Below are 16,485 nucleotides of genomic sequence, written 5' to 3'. Positions count from 1 at the left end.
GGTGAAGGGTCAGGCCGGCTCGTCGGCGGTCCAGCCGTCATAGCGGTGCCAGGAGGCGCGCAGGTGCCGCTCCAGGGCGGCGGCGGCCGCCTCCTCGTCGCCCGCTGCGATGGCGGCCAGGATCGCCCGGTGCTCGGCGATCGCCGGGGCGATGTCCTGCGGCACCCGGGCGAACAGCCGGGCGTGGTGCAGGTGGGGATGCAGGTCGCGCACGCTGCGAGCCAGGATCTCGTTGCCGGCGCCGTCCAGCATGGCCTCGTGGAAGGCCTGGTCGGCCTGGTTGGCGGTCAGGTAGTCGCGCGCCTTGCGGCCCATCCGGCCGCCTTCCATCGCCGCCAAGCTCCGCCGCATCCGCTCGATCGCCGCGTCCGGCCGGCGCCGCGCCATCTGCCGGGCCGCCCAGCCCTCGGCCAGGACCCGGTAGGCCAGCAGCTGCTCGAACCAGTCGCGCGACGGCACCGGCGCCACCGAGAAGCCGGCGAAGGAGGAGGCGGCGACCAGCCCGTCGGCGGCGAGGCGCATCAGGGCCTCGCGGATCGGCGACGAGCTGACCTGCAGCTCGCGCGACAGCGCATCGATGTTCAGCCGCGCGCCCGGCTCATAGACCCGGTCGAGGATGCGCTCCTGCAGCACCTGCACGACCTGGTCGGCCAAAACGACGCGGGAAATGCCGGCTTTCTGCACCACGGGCGACCTCCCAAGCCCTTCGGTTGATAGCGGTGAGGTCGCCCTGGAGTCAATCATGCATCATGGATCGTGCACGATTATTGAAAGCCTATCCGAAGGTGAAGGCATAGGCCTGGACGCCGGGATCCAGGAACCGGATCTCGAAGGTGCGGTCGGCGACCCGGCCGTCCTGCCGCACCAGCTGGTACAGGCGGTGCTCCGTCACCGTGCCCTGGCCGTTGGCATCGGTGTCGGTGCCGTGGCTGCCGCCCAGCGCGGCGCCGTCGATGGTGACGCGGAACCGCACCGGCCTGCCGTCCGGCCCCGGCCCCAGCACCAGATGCAGGTCGCGGGCATGGAAGCGGTAGACGATGCCGCCGCCCGCCTGGTTCAGTGAGGCCCGCTCGCCGCCGACCGTCCAGTCTCCGGCCAGGCCCCATTGGTTGAGCCGCGGCTGGCCTGACTCGTAGACGTGGCTGGCATTCGGCACTGCGCCGCCGGGCGAGACAAACCTCTCCGCCTGCCGGAAGCCGACATAGGTCTCGGGCGACCCGACATCGTCGGTGTCCGAGGCCGCCTCGACGCCGGCGGGGCTGACCACGACCAGCCCGGCGACGTCCTTGTGCCCGGCCTCGGCCAGCAGCTGCTGGATCACCCGCTCCGACTCGTCATAGCCCTCTTCGCCGAAATGCTCGTGCCGGATCCGGCCCTGGGTCTCGATGATGTATTGTGCTGGCCAGTACTGGTTCCCGAAGGCCTGCCAGACCGCGTAATTGTTGTCGATCGCCACCGGGTAGCCGATCTTCAGGTCGGCGATCGCCTTGCGCACATTGTCGATATTGCGCTCGAAGGCGAATTCGGGCGAGTGCACGCCGATCACCACCAGCCCCTGGTCCTTGTACTTTTCGGCCCAGGCGCGGACATAGGGGATGGTGCGCAGGCAGTTGATGCAGGAATAGGTCCAGAACTGCACCAGCACGACCTTGCCCTTCAGGCTCTCCCGCGTCAGCGGCGGTGAGTTCAGCCAGTCCACCGCGCCGGCCAAAGGCGGGAAGAAGCCGACGACCGGCAGCGGGGCCGGCTGGCCGGCGATCCTGGTCACGGGGTGCAGGCGGTCGATCAGCCCGTGCTCGATCGATGTCGTGCCGGCCAGCGACACCCGCGTCAGCAGGCCGGTGTCGAGCCCCAGGACGATGGTCGCGACGGCGGCCAGCACCGCCACGCCCAGGCCGCGGCGGATCCATTCGCCAGCGCCGAGCGACCGCTTCACCGCCGCGAAGATCCGGCCGAAGGCCCGCAGCGCCAGGGCCAGGGAGGTGGCCGCGCCCAGGGCATAGGCCAGCAGCAGCAGCGAGGTCTGGGGATTGGCGCCGTTCAGGGCGGCGCCGGTCAGGATCAGCCCCAGCACCGGCCCGGCGCAGGGCGCCCAGAGCAGGCCGGTGGCGACGCCCAGCAGCAGCGACGCCGGCACCGGGGAGCGCCGGGTGCCGACGTCTTCGGCGGCCTCCGACAGCCGGCCGCCGAGCACGACCAGGGGCCGGGTCAGCCGGTCGGCCAGGCGGGGTACCAGCAGCGTCGCCCCGAACAGCGCCAGCAGCGCGACCGCGGCGATGCGGCCCCATTCATTGGCGGCGACGGCCCAGCCGCCGGCCACCGCGGCCAGGGTGGCGACGGCGGCGAAGGTCACGGCCATGCCGACCAGCATCGGCAGCCCGTTGCTCAGGAACGGCCGGTCCGCCCGGGCGAAGACGAAGGGCAGGACGGGCAGGATGCAAGGGCTGACGATGGTCAGCACGCCGCCGAGATAGGCCAGCACAAACAGCAGCATCTTGGGTCTCCGGGGCTGGAGCCGCCAGGGGGTGGAGGTCCTGACGAGGCATGTAGGCAATCGCCCCGGCCACCGCCCGTTAGCCGTTGTTAGACGCTGTTGGCTCTCCGCCAGCCGCATCCGGCCTCTGCCGAGAAGACGGTATTTGAAAGATATTTCAATATTTGAGATTTATTGACACCGCAACCGGGACGCTTCATCGTCAATAGGAATGGACGCGTATATCCGCTCGCCCGGGGGGCCGCTGCTTCGACGGTAGAGCCGGAACAAGGAAGAAGGGGGAGAAAATGAACGCCTGTCGACTGGCCCTCCTGGCCGGCTTGGTCTCCGTGTCTCTGGCTCCCGGCCTGCCGGCTTCCGCCCAGGATCCCCTTCCTCTCGAAGGGCCGGGACTCGGCAACCTCACCTACACCGATGCCGAGCTGTTGCGGGAGATCTCGGTGATCGACTGGAACAACGGGACCTACCAGAACGGCATCCCGGTCATCCAGTACACCATCCCCGGCAACACCAGCCCGCAGAAGCCTTACGGCACCAATGTCGGTGTCATGCACAACGGCTATTTCGTGACCCTGTTCGCGCCGGACAGCGGCGAGGCGACGGGCGGCTTCCTGATCTACGACGTCAGCAATCCGCGCGACATCAAGCTGGTCAAGACCATCTACGAGCCGGACGGCCGCACCAAGGAGTTCCGCGAGCCGCACGCCTTCGGCCAGGCCACCATCGGCGGCAAGGACTACATCGCCCTGCCCAGCATCTACGGCGTGGAGTTCTGGGACTTCACTGACATCAACGACATCAAACAGGTGAAAAAGCTTGTATTGCCGGGTGTCAATGCCGGCGACTACGAGAACGTCAACTGGCAGATGTACTGGCAGGCCCCGTATCTCTATGTCGCCTCGGCCAGCCGCGGCATGTTCATCGTCGATGCCGGCGATCCGGCCAATGCCAGGATCGCCGACCGCGGCAACGGCCGGGCCAACCCGGTGCCGCTGGGCGAGCTGGGCGGCTTCCGCGCCGGACCGGTCTTCGCCATGGGTAACGAGATGGTGCTGACCTCGATGGAGACCACGTCGGGCTTCGCCAGCCTCGACATCTCCGACCCGCTGAACCCGACGCTGATCGGCGGCAAGACCACCCTGCCGAACTACTACGCCACCTGCTTCAACGGCCGGAAGCTCTACACCTCGGGCCGGAACGGCGACGGCAAGATGGCCGGCTACGACCTCTCGAACCTGCGCGAGGTCAAGATCGAGAACGAGACCACGCCGATCGAGGAGGGTCTGTACTGCGCCGCCCAGGACGACCATCTGATCGTCGGGGCGCAGCGCTACATCTTCAAGCTCGACATCACCAATCCCGGCTCCTATCTGGAGATCGGCCGGTCCGAGCGGGTGCCGGACAACGTCACGGTGCCGCCGCGCGGCAACCGCGACCCGGATCTCGGCCAGGTGGCGATGTTCGGCAACCTGGTCTTCGTCGGCAGCGACCACGGCTCCAACACGGCGTTCCGGCCGCATCAGAAGGCGCCGGACACGACGCCGCCGGCGATCCTGACGGTCTCGCCCGCCAGCGGCGTGCTGCGCCAGGCGACGACGTCGCGCGTCGGCCTGGCCTTGTCCGACAGCATCCTGCCGGAGACGGTCAATGCCGGCACCTTCATCGTCCGGCCCAAGGGCGGGACGGCGCTGGCCGGCACCTACAGCGTCCAGCTCGGCATCGTCAACTTCTCCCCGACCCAGCCGCTGCAGCTCAACACCGAATACGAGGTGGTGCTGACGGCCGGCGGGGTGAAGGATTATGCCGGCAACGCCCTGGCCCAGGAATTCACCTCCAGCTTCACCACCGGCAGCCAGGCGGTGCCGACCTCTTATGTCAACCGCTGGCCGCTGGCCAGCACCCTGACCGACGTGGCCGGCAGCAATGACGGCAAGGCCGGCAGCCAGGACAGCTACGCCGAGGGCGGGCTGGACTTCACGCCACGCACCACCGGCGTCGAGCTGGAGAGCAGCAGCATCGCCGAAGTGCTCGGCGGCACCGCGACCGTCAGCTTCCGGATGAAGACCAGCCAGATCGGCAACAGCAATCCGTGGCAGGCGCCGGGCATCTTCGGGCGCGACCAGGTCGGCGGCGCCAATGACGTGTTCTGGGGCTGGATCGACAATGCCGGCCATCTGAATCTGTCGGTCGGCGACCGCAGCGCCACCAATCCGGTCACCCGGTCCGCGGCGCCGATCAATGACGGGCAATGGCACCAGGTCGCCATGACCCGCGACGCCGTGACCGGCGCGCAGGCCATGTTCATCGACGGCGCCAAGGTCGCCTCGACCGGCATCGCCGGGGTGCTGGGCTTGTTCGACAAGCTGCAGATGCTGGGCCAGATCCAGGGCAACCCGGTTGCCTTCAAGGGCATCCTGGCCGATGTCCGGGTCTACAAGCGGGTGCTGACCGATGCCGAGGTCGACGGCATCTTCAACCCGCGCCCGGCGGTGCTGCCGCAGCAGCAGGTCGCCAAGGCGGTCGCGCTCGACCCGGCGGCGCTGGGCCTGAGCGGCGCGAAATACATCTGGAATTTCGGCGACGGCAGCGCGCCGGTCACCACCACCGCGGCCAGCCCGATCGCACGCTACACCTACCCGACGCCGGGCAACTACACCGTGTCGGTGACGGTGGTGACAGAGGATGGGACGGAGACCTCGTTCTCCTTCCTGCAGAGCGTGATCCATCCGGTCACGGCCGCGGCCCCGACCCATACCAGCAACATCGTCGGCAACGCCACGGCGGTCTATGCCCTCGACCCCGATGCCGGCACCCTCGCCGCGATCGACGCTGCCACCCTGGCCAAGAGCTGGCAGCTGCCGGTCGGCAAGGAGCCGAAGACCCTGGCCCTCGGGCCCGGCGGCAAGCTGTGGGTCGCGGTGCAGGGCGACGACAAGCTGCTGCGCATCGACCCCCTGACCAAGGCGGTCAGCAGCTTTACCCTGGACTATGGCAGTGCGCCCTATGGCGTGGCGTTCACGCCGGACGGCACCAAGGGCCTGCTGACTTTGGCCGGCAAGTCGGTTTTGGCGGTGTTCAACCCGTCGACCGGCGCCATCACCCGCCGGGTGACGCTGCCGGACGGCGGCGACCTGCGCGGCATCGCCGTCAGCGCGGATTCGAAGACGGCCTATGTCACCCGCTTCCGCTCGAAGATGACGCAGGGCGAGGTCTACAAGGTCAGCCTCGCCACCACCGCCGGGCCGACCGTGATCGCGCTGCCGGTCGACACCACGACCCCGGCCACCGAGGCCGCCGCGCCCGGCGTCGCCAACTACATGAATCAGGTCGTGATCTCGCCGGACGGGCGGCGCGCCGTCCTGCCGTCGAAGAAGGACAACATCGTCCAGGGCCGCTACCGCAAGGCCATCGATCTGAAGGCCGACACCACCGTGCGCTCGATCCTGTCCCAGCTCGACCTGGCCCAAGGCAAGGAGGTCTTTGCCGAGCAGATCGACTTCAACAACCGGGGGCCGGCCCGCGCCGCGATCTTCGCCCCCTCCGGCAACTACCTCTTCGTCGCCGAGATGGAATCGAACAGCGTCGAGATCGTCGACCCCTATCGCCGCGCGGTGGTCGGGTCGGTTGCCGGCATGGCCCGGACGCCGCATGGCCTGTATCTCGACGCCAGCCGGAAGCGCCTGTTCGTTAACGCCTTCCTCGACCGCGGCGTCACCGTGCACGACATCGGCAAGGTGCTGACCGGCGAGGATTTCATTACGCCGGCCCCGACCGTGATCGCCACCGTGGCGACCGAGCCGCTGCCGACCGCGGTGCTGGCCGGCAAGCGGATCTTCTACAACGCCGCCGATCCGCGGATGAGCAGCGAGAGCTACATCTCCTGCGCCAGCTGCCATGTCGACGGCGACAGCGACGGCATGGTCTGGGACTTCACCCAGCGCGGCGAGGGCCTGCGCCGCACCATCTCGCTGCAGGGGCGGCAAGGCATCGGGCCGGCCATGGGCAAGCTGCACTGGACCGCCAATTTCGACGAGCAGCAGGATTTCGAGAAGGACATCCGCGACGAGTTCGAGGGCGCCGGCTTCATGACCGACGCTGATTATGCCGCCACCATCAATCCGCTGGGCCCAAAGAAGGCCGGCAAGAGCGCTGATCTCGACAACCTCGCGGCCTATGTCACGTCGCTCAGCACCTTCCAGCGCAGCCCGTACCGCACGGCGCAGGGCTGCCTGACCGCAGAGGCGCAGCGGGGCCAGCAGGTGGTCCAGGCGGCCAGCTGCACGACCTGCCACGGCACTGCCGTCAGCCAGGACAACCAGCGGCACGATGTCGGCACCGTCCAGCCGTCGTCCGGCACGGGGTCGGGCCAGCCGCTGGCCGGGATCGGCTTCGACACCCCGACGCTCACCGGCCTGTGGCAGTCGTCCTCGTACTTCCACAACGGCCAGGCGGCGACGCTGGCGGATGTGTTCCGTCCCAATCTCAGCGCGGTTCATGGCGGCAAGGTTGGTGTCGGCAATATCGCGGCCGTGACCGCCTATCTGCGGTCGCTGGACGGGCAGAACGCCTGCCCTGGGGTGGCCAGCCGCTAGTCGGCCCCGCCATCCCAGGCTTCCGGACAGGCTGCGGTGGGGCAGCCTGTCCGGAGCTGTTTCCGGTCACCCCGGCAGGAAGCGCCGGCGCTCCTCCTCGAAGCGGCGGGCGATGAACTGGCGGCACAGCGCCACCCGCCGCAGCCCGGCGCTGTCTGGATGCGACAGCATGAAGTAGCTGCGGCGGAACCCCATCTCCGGCAGGATCCGCACCAGCCCGGGCAGATCGGCGGCGGCGAAGTCGTGCAGCACGCCGATGCCGATTCCGGCCCGCACCGCCTCCATCTGCCCGGTGACGCTGGCGCAGCGGAAGCGCCGGGCCGACCGGTCCTCCAGCGCCCAGGCATAGTCCAGCGCCGGGGCATAGGCGTAGTCCTCGACCCCCGTCACCACGACATGATCCGCTAACTCGTCCGCATCCTTTGGCGTGCCCGCCGCCGCGAGATAGTCGGCCGCGGCATAGACCCCGAGGCTGTAATCGGTCAGCCGCGACACGATCAGCCGCCCCTCCACCGGCCGGTCCAGCCCGATCGCCAGGTCGGCCTCGCGGCGGGACAGGGAGAAGCTGCGGGGCAGGGGCACCAGTTCGACCGTCAGGCTCGGATACTGCCGGGCGAAGCGTCCCAGCTCCCGCGCCAGGAAGTGGTTGCCGAGGCCGTCCGGCGCGCCGATACGCACGGTGCCCGACACCTCCGCCTCGTCATCCCGCAGCCCTTCCGCCGCGCCCAGCAGCGCCGTCTCGATGCCCTCGGCCACCGGCAGCAGCCGCTCGCCGGCCTGGGTCAGCACCGACCCGGCCGGCCGGCGGTCGAACAGCACCGTGCCCAGATCGGCCTCCAGCGCGTCCAGCCGGCGCGCCACGGTGGCGTGGTTCAGGGCGAGCTTGCGCGACGCAGCCAGCAACTGGCCGTGCCGGGCGACCGCCAGGAAGACGCGCAGATGGTCCCAGTCCATGGCTTGAAATCCCGCACAACGGTTGCTCGATCCTGTGCGTTGATGCGCGCCGGGTAAAGCGGGAAGGTGCCGGCAGCAGAGGAGGAGACGACCATGCCCACCGAGATCCATCATTTCATCGGCGGCCGCCGAGTTCCGGGCGTCAGCGGGCGCAGCGCCCCGGTCTTCAACCCGGCCACCGGCCAGCAGAGCGGCAGCGTCGCCCTGGCCTCGGTCGACGATGTCCGCGCCGCCGTCGCCGCGGCGAAGCAGGCGTTTCCGGACTGGGCCGGCACCACGCCGCTACGCCGCGCCCGCATCCTGAACCGCTTCCTGCGCATCCTGGAGGAGCGCACCGACGAGCTGGCCGCCGCCATCACCGCCGAGCACGGCAAGGTGCTGAGCGACGCCCGCGGCGAGGTCCAGCGCGGCATGGAGGTGGTCGAGTTCGCCACCGCCGCGCCGCAGCTGCTGAAGGGCGAGATCACGGAGAATGTCGGCACCCGCGTCGACAGCCACTCGCTGCGCCAGCCGCTCGGCATCGTCGCCGGCATCACCCCGTTCAACTTCCCGGCCATGGTGCCGATGTGGATGTTCCCGGTGGCGCTGGCCTGCGGCAACTGCTTCATCCTGAAGCCGTCGGAGCGCGACCCCTCGGCCTCTCTGCTGCTGGCCGAATGGCTGAAGGAGGCCGGGCTGCCCGACGGCGTGTTCAACGTCGTGCATGGCGACAAGCAGGCGGTAGACGCGCTGCTGTTCGACCCCGACATCTCGGCGATCAGCTTCGTCGGCTCGACCCCGATCGCCCGCTACATCTACGAGACCGCGGCGCGCACCGGCAAGCGCTGCCAGGCGCTGGGCGGCGCCAAGAACCACATGATCGTGATGCCGGACGCCGATCTCGACCAGGCGGTCGACGCGCTGATGGGCGCCGCCTACGGCTCGGCCGGCGAGCGCTGCATGGCGATCTCGGTCGCGGTGCCGGTCGGCGAGAAGACCGCCGAGGCGCTGCTGGCGCGGCTGGAGCCGCGGGTCCGCGCCGTGGCGATCGGCCCGGGCACCGACCCGGAGGCCGAGATGGGGCCGCTGGTCACCCGCCAGCATCTCGACAAGGTGCGCGGCTATATCGACTCCGGCGTCGCCGAGGGGGCCAAGCTGGTGGTCGACGGGCGCGACTTCCGCCGCCAGGGCTATGAGGACGGCTATTTCATCGGCGGCACGCTGTTTGACCATGTCACCACCGACATGAAGATCTACCGCGAGGAGATCTTCGGGCCGGTGCTGTCGATCGCCCGGGCGCCGGACTACGAGACCGCGGCCGGCTGGATCAACCGCCACGAATTCGCCAACGGCACGGCGATCTTCACCCGCGACGGCGACGCCGCGCGTGAGTTCGCCAGCCAGATCCAGGTCGGCATGATCGGCATCAACGTGCCGATCCCGGTGCCGATGGCCTTCCACTCCTTCGGCGGCTGGAAGTCGTCGCTGTTCGGCGACCACCACATGCACGGGCCGGAAGGGGTGCGCTTCTACACCCGGATGAAGACCATCACCACCCGCTGGCCGACCGGCATCCGTGCCGGCGCGGAGTTCGTGATGCCGACGATGAAGTAGGCGCACCTGCTGCCTGAACTCAGCGGCTGAGCAATCGAGGGGCGTGCCATCCGGTGCGCCCCTCGTTTCTGTCCGGGAGCTCTTTATGGAACATCACGGCGAGGATGGTTCGGCCCAGGGCGCCGGAACCGGTCATAGCTCCGCCGCCCCACCGCCTGCTCGCTTGAGTTGACTGTTTTGCCGCGCCGGCTGGATGTCATAGACCCTGAGCGGCGCGCTCTTGCCTTTGACGGTGATCGGGTCGAGCGCGTGGGAGGTGAGTGGCAAATCCGGGTGCGACCCCATCGCGGCCTGGATCACCACGGCCGTTGCGAGCGTCTGCCGGGGTTTCGCGGCCGAGCAAAGGCGCGCGGCGATGTTGACGTGATCGCCCAGCACCGTGAAGTCCATGCGATCCCTGGCGCCGATCGCGCCCATGACGACCTCGCCCATATCGATGCCGATTCCGATCGCAAGTGTGCGGTCGGGGCGGTTGGCCGACGCATCGGTCATGTGCTTCTGCATGGCGAGGGCGCAGCGGAGGGCGTTGGCGGCCATGGCGGGCCCCTGGAACACGGCCATGACCTGGTCGCCGACGAATTTGTCGACGTCGCCATTGTGACTGGCGACCAGGTCGGCCTGCCTGGCGAGATAGAAGTTCAGCGTCTCGACGACTGTCTCCGGGTCGCGGCTCTCGGCAAATGCCGTGTAGCCGCGAATATCGACGAAAAGGATTGCAACCTCGCAGCGGCTTCCGCCCAGCGCGACGCCGGTCTCTTCCGAACGCTGGATGGCGCTGATGGTGCCGTGGGACACGAATTTGGCGAGCTCGAAGCGTTCGTTGATCTGTACGATCATGTTGTTGATGCGCTTTGCCAGCTCGCCGATCTCGTCCCGGGAGCGCACGGTCTTGACCTGGACCTTGTAGTTCCCCTTGGCCACCTCGTTCGCGGCCTCGCCGATCGCGAGAATCGGGCGGCTGATGCCGAGAGAGAACGCCACCGACCCCAGGACGGCGATGACAAGCCCGCCGATCGTCCAGAGGGACAGGCTGTTCATCATGACCCCGGCGGCATAGTAGGCGTCCGCCTCCTTCTGCTCGACCATGACGGTCCAGTCGAAGTTGCGGACCGGGGCGAAGGTGCCGAGCATCGGGGTTCCGTCCGGCCGCGAATAGGTGTCGACGCTGACCACGCGGGAGCGGCCTTCCTTCCGTGCGGCAAGGGCCTCGGTCACGATCTCGCCCTGGCTCGGCGGCTCGGTCTCGCCGGACCCGGCCTGCTCGGGATCGAACAGCGTCCGCCCCTGCGCGTCGACCGTGGTGATCATGCCGACCTGGCGAAACGGCTGGTCCCTGATGAAGTCCCGGATCCGGCCGAGATCGATCCTGGCGGAGAGTACCGCACGCGCCCCGCTGACCGGGTTTTGGAGCGGCAGGATCACGGTCGCGAGCCAAGCCCCGGTCTTCGGCTCGTAGTCGACGGCGCTGACCCGCACGGGCGGCGCTGCCTCCGTGCCCGCCGCGGCCATGATCGTTTCCGGCGACACCCTGAGCACGCTCAAGGGCTGGATGCCCGCCTCCGTGAGCTTCGCGCTGAAGCGGTCCTGCGAGATCACCAGCGGCAGGCGGCCGCCATCGAGGGTGATCTGCAGCGCGACGATGTCCGGCAGCTCGGCAATTCCGTGGGTGAGGACCGCGACCTTCTCTCCGACGCCCACCTTTTCGCTGTCGAGCGTGCTGCGGATCATCAGCAGGGGCGGCAGCCAGGCGCGCTCATAGATATCGTCGATCTGGCCTGTCACCTCGCGGACCGTCCGAACCAGCCGCTCATTGGCGGAGCTTTTCATCTCGTCGCGGGCGATCCGGATCAGGGACTGGCCGGCAAAGAGGAGCGGCAGCGCCGCGATCAGCGCTGAGAACAGCAGCAGCTTGCGGCGGAGACTCAGCGACATGGGCCAGGAGACCGGGCTCATTCCCGAGGTCCGGCCGCAGGCGTCTCGGTCACCAGCATCGGTGAGCGCCGACGGACCGTGACGACGGTGCGGTCGGTGGCCTGGCCGCAGGACAGACCCGAGCTGTCGGTGACCGTCAGCTCCACCGGGACGTCGCCGGTCTGCCGGAACAGGTGGCGGACGCGCTCCCCAGATTCGATAGTGCCGTCGCCGACTCGCCACACATGCGTGAGGGCGCCTCCGTCGGGGTCCCTGGACCGCGTGCCGTCGAGGAGCACTGCGTCCGCGGCACCGCCCACGAAGGCCTCGAACGGCGGTCCGGCATCGGCGACCGGCGGTGCGTTGACCACGATCCGCGCCGATCTGCGGGTCGCGGCACAGCTCGACTCCGTATCGTCCGTCACGGTCAGCGCGATGTCGTAGGTCCCGGGCGTCTCGAAGACATGGGTGACCTTCGGGCCCTGGGCAGCGTTGCCATCACCGAAGTCCCACTGATAGCGGACGATGCGGCCATCGGCGTCATAGGAGGAGGTGCCGTCGAAGGCGACCTCGGTCATCGGACAGACGGTGCGCTGCGGACCTGGCATCGCCACCGGCGGCCGGTTGACGTGGAGAATTCGGGTCTTCGGCCGGCGGCTGCCGGCCAGGTCACGTCCGTCATCCGTGATGACCGTCACGTCGTAACGGCCCGGCTGCTCGAAGCGCCTGACGAAGGTGTGGCCCCCATCCGTCTCGCCGGCATCGCGCCAGCCGCCATCCGCAGGCTTCGCGGCAGCGTCGACGACGAGATGGACATCCTCGCCGGTGCAGGCGGCGACCGGCAGGTCGATGTCGGGCGTGGGCGGCGGGCGCACGATCAGTATCTGCTCGACCGTCGCGGAGGAGTTCTCCACGCCGGCATCGTCGGTGACCGTCAGGCGAACCTTGTAGGTCCCGGCGGCGGTGAAGCGGTGGTTGACCTGGACGCCCGTCGCCGTGCCGCCGTCGCCGAAGTCCCAGCTGTAGGCCGCGATCGCCCCGTCCGGATCATGCGATCGGCCGGCATCGAGGAGCAGCTCCTCACCCTCCGAAAGGCTCTCGGGTGCCGTCATCACCGCGATGGGCGGGGCATTGATGTCCAGGACATGCGTGCCGCTCACGCGCCGGCAGGTGGGCGAGGCCGAGTCGCTCGCCAGAGTCAGGGTGACCGTCTTGCGGCCGGGCTCGGTGAAGACGTGCCTGACGGTCGCGCCCTCGGCGGTGCCGCCATCCCCGAAGTCCCAATGCCAGCCGGTGATCTTGCCGCCCTGCATATCCGAGCCGGAGCCGTCGAAGGCGATCTCCCCGAGCGGCGCCGCGTTGCGGGCATCGATCTTGACCACCGGCCCCGCCAGGATCCTGACCGACATCTCGTCGGTTGAATGCGGATCGCATCGGCCGGCACGCTGGCCTTCGATCTTCAGGAACACCCGGTAGTCGCCGGGGCGTTCATAGGCATGGCTTGGCTTCTCGCCGACCGCGACCTTGCCGTCGCCGAAATCCCAGTCGTAGCGCTTGATCGTCCCGTTGGGATCGAAGGAGCGCGAGGCGTCGAAATCGACCGGCGACATCGCGCAGGCCTCGATATCCGGGCCGGCATTCGCGGAGGCGCCCTGATCGACCTTGATCGAGACCCGGTCGGCATGGGCGCTGTTCGGCAGGTTCGCGCTGTCTTTCACGGCCAGGGTGACCGGATAGACCCCCGCCTTCCGATAGGTCTTGGTCGGGTTGACGATGTCGGAGGCCGTCCCGTCGCCGAAATCCCAGGCATAGCGCAGGGCGCCGCCCTGGGGGTCGAGGGATTTCGACCCGTCGAAGGTGATCGCGTCCCCGGTGCAGACCTCACGATTGCCGCCGGCATTCGCGATCGGCGGCTGGTGGATGACGAGGGATCGGGCGATCCGGCCGATGGAGTTCCCGAGCCCCTTGCCGTCATCGACGACGAGGATGATCGGATAGGTGCCGGCGGCCGCATAGGTGTGCTGCGCCCGGGCGCCGATCGCCGACGTCCCGTCGCCGAAATCCCAGCGATAGGTCAGGGCGTCGCCATCGGGGTCGGTCGAGGCAGTGCCATCGAAGGACACGATCAGGCTTTCGGTCATCATCTCAGGACCGGCATCGGCGACAGGCGCGTGATTGACGGCGATCTTGATCTCCCGGGAGTCGAAGCCGTTGGACGCGCCGCTGTCGTCCGCCACGGTGAGGCGGGCGGTGTAGAGCCCTGGCGCGCTGAATGTCCGTTCGACCTGCGCAGTGGAGATGGGGGGGGCGTCGTCGCCGAAGTCCCAGCGATAGCTCACGATCCGGCCGTCCGGATCATAGGAGCTCGCGGCGCTCAGCCTGACGATGTCGCCCGGCGCAGCGATAAGGTCTCCGCCCAGGTCCGCGACCGGCGCGGCGTTGACGGTGATCCTGGCCTCCTTGTAGTCGACGGCATCGGCATCGCCGCTGTCGTCGGTCACCGCCAGCCTGACATCGTAGACCCCCGGCCTGGCAAAGCCGTGCGAGGCGATGCGGCCTTTGCCCTCGCTGCCGTCGCGGAAGTCCCAGCGATAGTCGGCGATGTCGCCGTCCGGGTCGAGCGAGCGGCTGCCGTCGAACACCACCTTCTCCCCGGGCGCGACGATCCTGTCGGGCCCGGGATCGGCCACTGGCCGGGCGTTGACCACCACGGTCATGGTGTCGCTCGCCGAATTGCGTTTCGTCCCCGATCGATCGGTCACCGTCAGGCGGACCGGATAGCGGCCGGGGGTCTCGTAGACATGGGTCGGCCTGGATCCGGTGCCGGTGCCGCCGTCGCCGAAATCCCAGGCATACTCCGCGATCGCGTCGTCGCGATCGAAGGAGCCGATGCCGTCGAAGGCGACCGCGCTGGCGGTCACCACCAGATCGGGTCCGGCGACCGCGACCGGCGGATCGTTCACGCGCACCCTGAGCGTGCTTTCGCCGGTCGCCGAGCTGGTTCCGGAATCATCGCGCACGGTGAGCCTGACCCGATAGATGCCGGGCCGGCTGAAGGCATGGGTCGCCTGTTCCCCAGCCCCTCCCTGGCCATCGCCGAAATCCCAGTCCCAGGCCAGGAGGCGGCCGTCCGGGTCGCTGGAGGCGGAGCCGTCGAACACCAGCGGCTCGCCGACGGCCGCCGATTGATCGGCGCCGGCCACCGACGTCGGCGGGGCATTGACGGTGATCGAGGTCGTGGCCGACGCCATCGAATTGGGCAGCCCCGCATCGTCCGCCACGGTCAGCCGGACGATGTAGGTTCCGGGCCGATCATAGGCATGGGCCGGCCGGGCGGCGTCGCTTCGCGTGCCGTCGTCGAAATCCCAGGCATAGGCCGTGATCCGGCCATCGGCATCAAAGGACCGGCGGGCGTCGAAGGCGACATCCTCGCCCACCGAGGCGCGGCGGTCGGGGCCGAGCACGGCGACCGGTGTCGTGTTGACGAGGATCGAGGCTTCCGTGGTGTCGGTGCCGCAAGGCCGGCCGGAGCCGTCGTCGACCGTCAGGCTGGCGAGATAGCGGCCCGGCGCGTCGAAGCGCCGGCTGACCTTGGCGCCCTTGAGCGTGGTCCCGTCGCTGAAGCGCCAGGTCCGGTGCCGGATCGGCGATCTGTCGGCGACCGAGCCGCTGCCGTCGAATGCCACCTCGGCGCCGGTTGCCGCGGATGCGGGGGATGCGATCCGGGCGTCCGGGGGCGTTTTCACGTCGACGGTGAAATCGGTCGCGGCGCCGTCGCCGATCTTGGCGGAGGAGCCGAGAACCTCCAGGCGGGCCTTGTACCGGCCCGGCGCCCTGTAGTCGTGGCGGACGAGCGGCCCCTCGGCGGCGGAGCCGTCGCCGAAATCCCATCGGTAGGTGAGATGCCCGCCCTTCGGATCCACGGACCGGCCGGCGTCGAACGACACCGATCCGCAGGCCGCCAGGTCGGACCGGTCGACCGCAGGCTTCGGCCGGACCAGGGCCGGCCAGAGTCGCACCGGGAGCTCGAACCGCACCGGCTTGCCTGCGGCATCGGCAATCATGAAGGTGGCGTCGTTCGGCGTTTCTACGCCGCGGCCGAAGTCGAGAGCGGCCATCGCTCCCCCCGCGCGCGGGTCGAGAGCGATCTCGGTCGCCCGCCACCTGTCCTGGCCCGACGCCTTGAGCGGGACCGAAGAGAACGCGGTCGTCAGATCGAGGGTGCCATAGGCCAGGTCGAAGCCATGGACGACCAGCCGGTCGGCTCCTGCGGGCGGGTGGAACCGCAGCTCCGCGAAGGATTTCGGATCGGGGGCGCGGACGGTCAGCCGATAGGCGAAGATCTCCAGCCCCTCGGGCTCGATGGGCTCCGTCCCGCGGGCGCTGACGGCGACATCGAAGACGTTGCCCGCCGCCCCCTCCAACCCCTGCACCAGCAGGCGGAAGATCCTGCGTCCATCGACGGCGTCGCCCTGGCTCGGATCGACGACGGCCACCGTCTTCCATTGCCCGACCGCGTCCGGCTCGTTGCCGAAGACCCGCTCCGCGATCAGCGTGCCCGCGGCCGCGGCTTCGGGCGGCGGATCAGCCGGGGCGACCGGGGGAAGCGAGAAGGCGGCGGGGCCGCCGAACACCGCGTAGCGGGTCCTGCCCGGACCCGCGGGCTTGTCGTACGCCGGGCCGATCCCGGGGTCGAACACATTGATCCACAGCCGCCCGGTCGAGTCCTCCGGCACGCTGATGTAGATCGTTTGATCGCCGTAGAAATCGCCCTCCCTGGTGGGCGCGTCCCCGCCGTAGGTGACAAGAGCCGGTCTCTCGTCGGCATGCGCCGGCAACGTCCATGCGCCTGCCAGCACGACCAGGGCGACGCCGAACAGTGCTCTCCTCGGGTGACCTGCCTTCATGCTCTTGCCCCGACCGACCTTTCCTCGAACATCT

7 protein-coding genes are annotated in these 16,485 nt (G+C 69.1%); 2 read left to right on the top strand and 5 right to left on the bottom strand.

Going from position 1 to position 16,485, the window contains the following annotated elements; all coding sequences use genetic code 11:
• Positions 1-9 precede the first annotated feature (9 nt).
• Positions 10-687, bottom strand: a complete 678-nt coding sequence (locus FFK22_RS18625) for a GntR family transcriptional regulator (RefSeq protein WP_186002536.1) — start codon at positions 685-687, stop codon at positions 10-12.
• A gap of 88 nt (positions 688-775) precedes the next feature.
• Complete coding sequence (locus FFK22_RS18620) at positions 776-2,494, bottom strand: cytochrome c biogenesis protein DipZ (RefSeq protein WP_138889493.1); 1,719 nt, start codon at positions 2,492-2,494, stop codon at positions 776-778.
• Positions 2,495-2,781: 287 nt separating this feature from the next.
• Between FFK22_RS18620 and FFK22_RS18615 the strand changes: the two genes are divergently transcribed.
• On the top strand, positions 2,782-7,086 hold the full coding sequence (locus tag FFK22_RS18615; RefSeq protein ID WP_138889494.1) for an Ig-like domain-containing protein: 4,305 nt from the start codon (positions 2,782-2,784) through the stop codon (positions 7,084-7,086).
• Positions 7,087-7,152: 66 nt separating this feature from the next.
• Here the strand turns inward: FFK22_RS18615 and FFK22_RS18610 are convergent, their stop codons facing one another.
• Entirely contained in the window at positions 7,153-8,040 is an 888-nt protein-coding gene (locus FFK22_RS18610; RefSeq protein ID WP_138889495.1) for a LysR family transcriptional regulator, read from the bottom strand.
• A gap of 93 nt (positions 8,041-8,133) precedes the next feature.
• Between FFK22_RS18610 and FFK22_RS18605 the strand changes: the two genes are divergently transcribed.
• Positions 8,134-9,633, top strand: a complete 1,500-nt coding sequence (locus FFK22_RS18605) for a CoA-acylating methylmalonate-semialdehyde dehydrogenase (protein ID WP_138889496.1) — start codon at positions 8,134-8,136, stop codon at positions 9,631-9,633.
• A gap of 132 nt (positions 9,634-9,765) precedes the next feature.
• Here the strand turns inward: FFK22_RS18605 and FFK22_RS18600 are convergent, their stop codons facing one another.
• Both FFK22_RS18600 and FFK22_RS18595 read right to left on the bottom strand, forming a co-directional pair.
• Entirely contained in the window at positions 9,766-11,586 is a 1,821-nt protein-coding gene (locus tag FFK22_RS18600; RefSeq protein ID WP_138889497.1) for an adenylate/guanylate cyclase domain-containing protein, read from the bottom strand.
• Positions 11,583-16,451, bottom strand: coding sequence for a PKD domain-containing protein (locus tag FFK22_RS18595; RefSeq protein ID WP_138889498.1), 4,869 nt, complete (start codon positions 16,449-16,451; stop codon positions 11,583-11,585). The genes FFK22_RS18600 and FFK22_RS18595 overlap by 4 nt, the downstream gene beginning before the upstream one ends.
• Positions 16,452-16,485 lie beyond the last annotated feature (34 nt).

Source organism: Mycobacterium sp. KBS0706 (assembly GCF_005938675.2).
Lineage (GTDB): Bacteria > Pseudomonadota > Alphaproteobacteria > DSM-16000 > Inquilinaceae > Inquilinus.
This window is presented reverse-complemented; position numbering and strand designations above follow the sequence as displayed.

Bases quoted from the DNA above. Each gene is read 5' to 3' on its own strand.
- FFK22_RS18620 (WP_138889493.1), bottom strand. From the start codon at position 2,494: ATGCTGCTGTTTGTGCTGGCCTATCTCGGCGGCGTGCTGACCATCGTC.
- FFK22_RS18615 (WP_138889494.1), top strand. From the start codon at position 2,782: ATGAACGCCTGTCGACTGGCCCTCCTGGCCGGCTTGGTCTCCGTGTCT.
- FFK22_RS18610 (WP_138889495.1), bottom strand. From the start codon at position 8,040: ATGGACTGGGACCATCTGCGCGTCTTCCTGGCGGTCGCCCGGCACGGC.
- FFK22_RS18605 (WP_138889496.1), top strand. From the start codon at position 8,134: ATGCCCACCGAGATCCATCATTTCATCGGCGGCCGCCGAGTTCCGGGC.
- FFK22_RS18600 (WP_138889497.1), bottom strand. From the start codon at position 11,586: ATGAGCCCGGTCTCCTGGCCCATGTCGCTGAGTCTCCGCCGCAAGCTG.
- FFK22_RS18595 (WP_138889498.1), bottom strand. From the start codon at position 16,451: ATGAAGGCAGGTCACCCGAGGAGAGCACTGTTCGGCGTCGCCCTGGTC.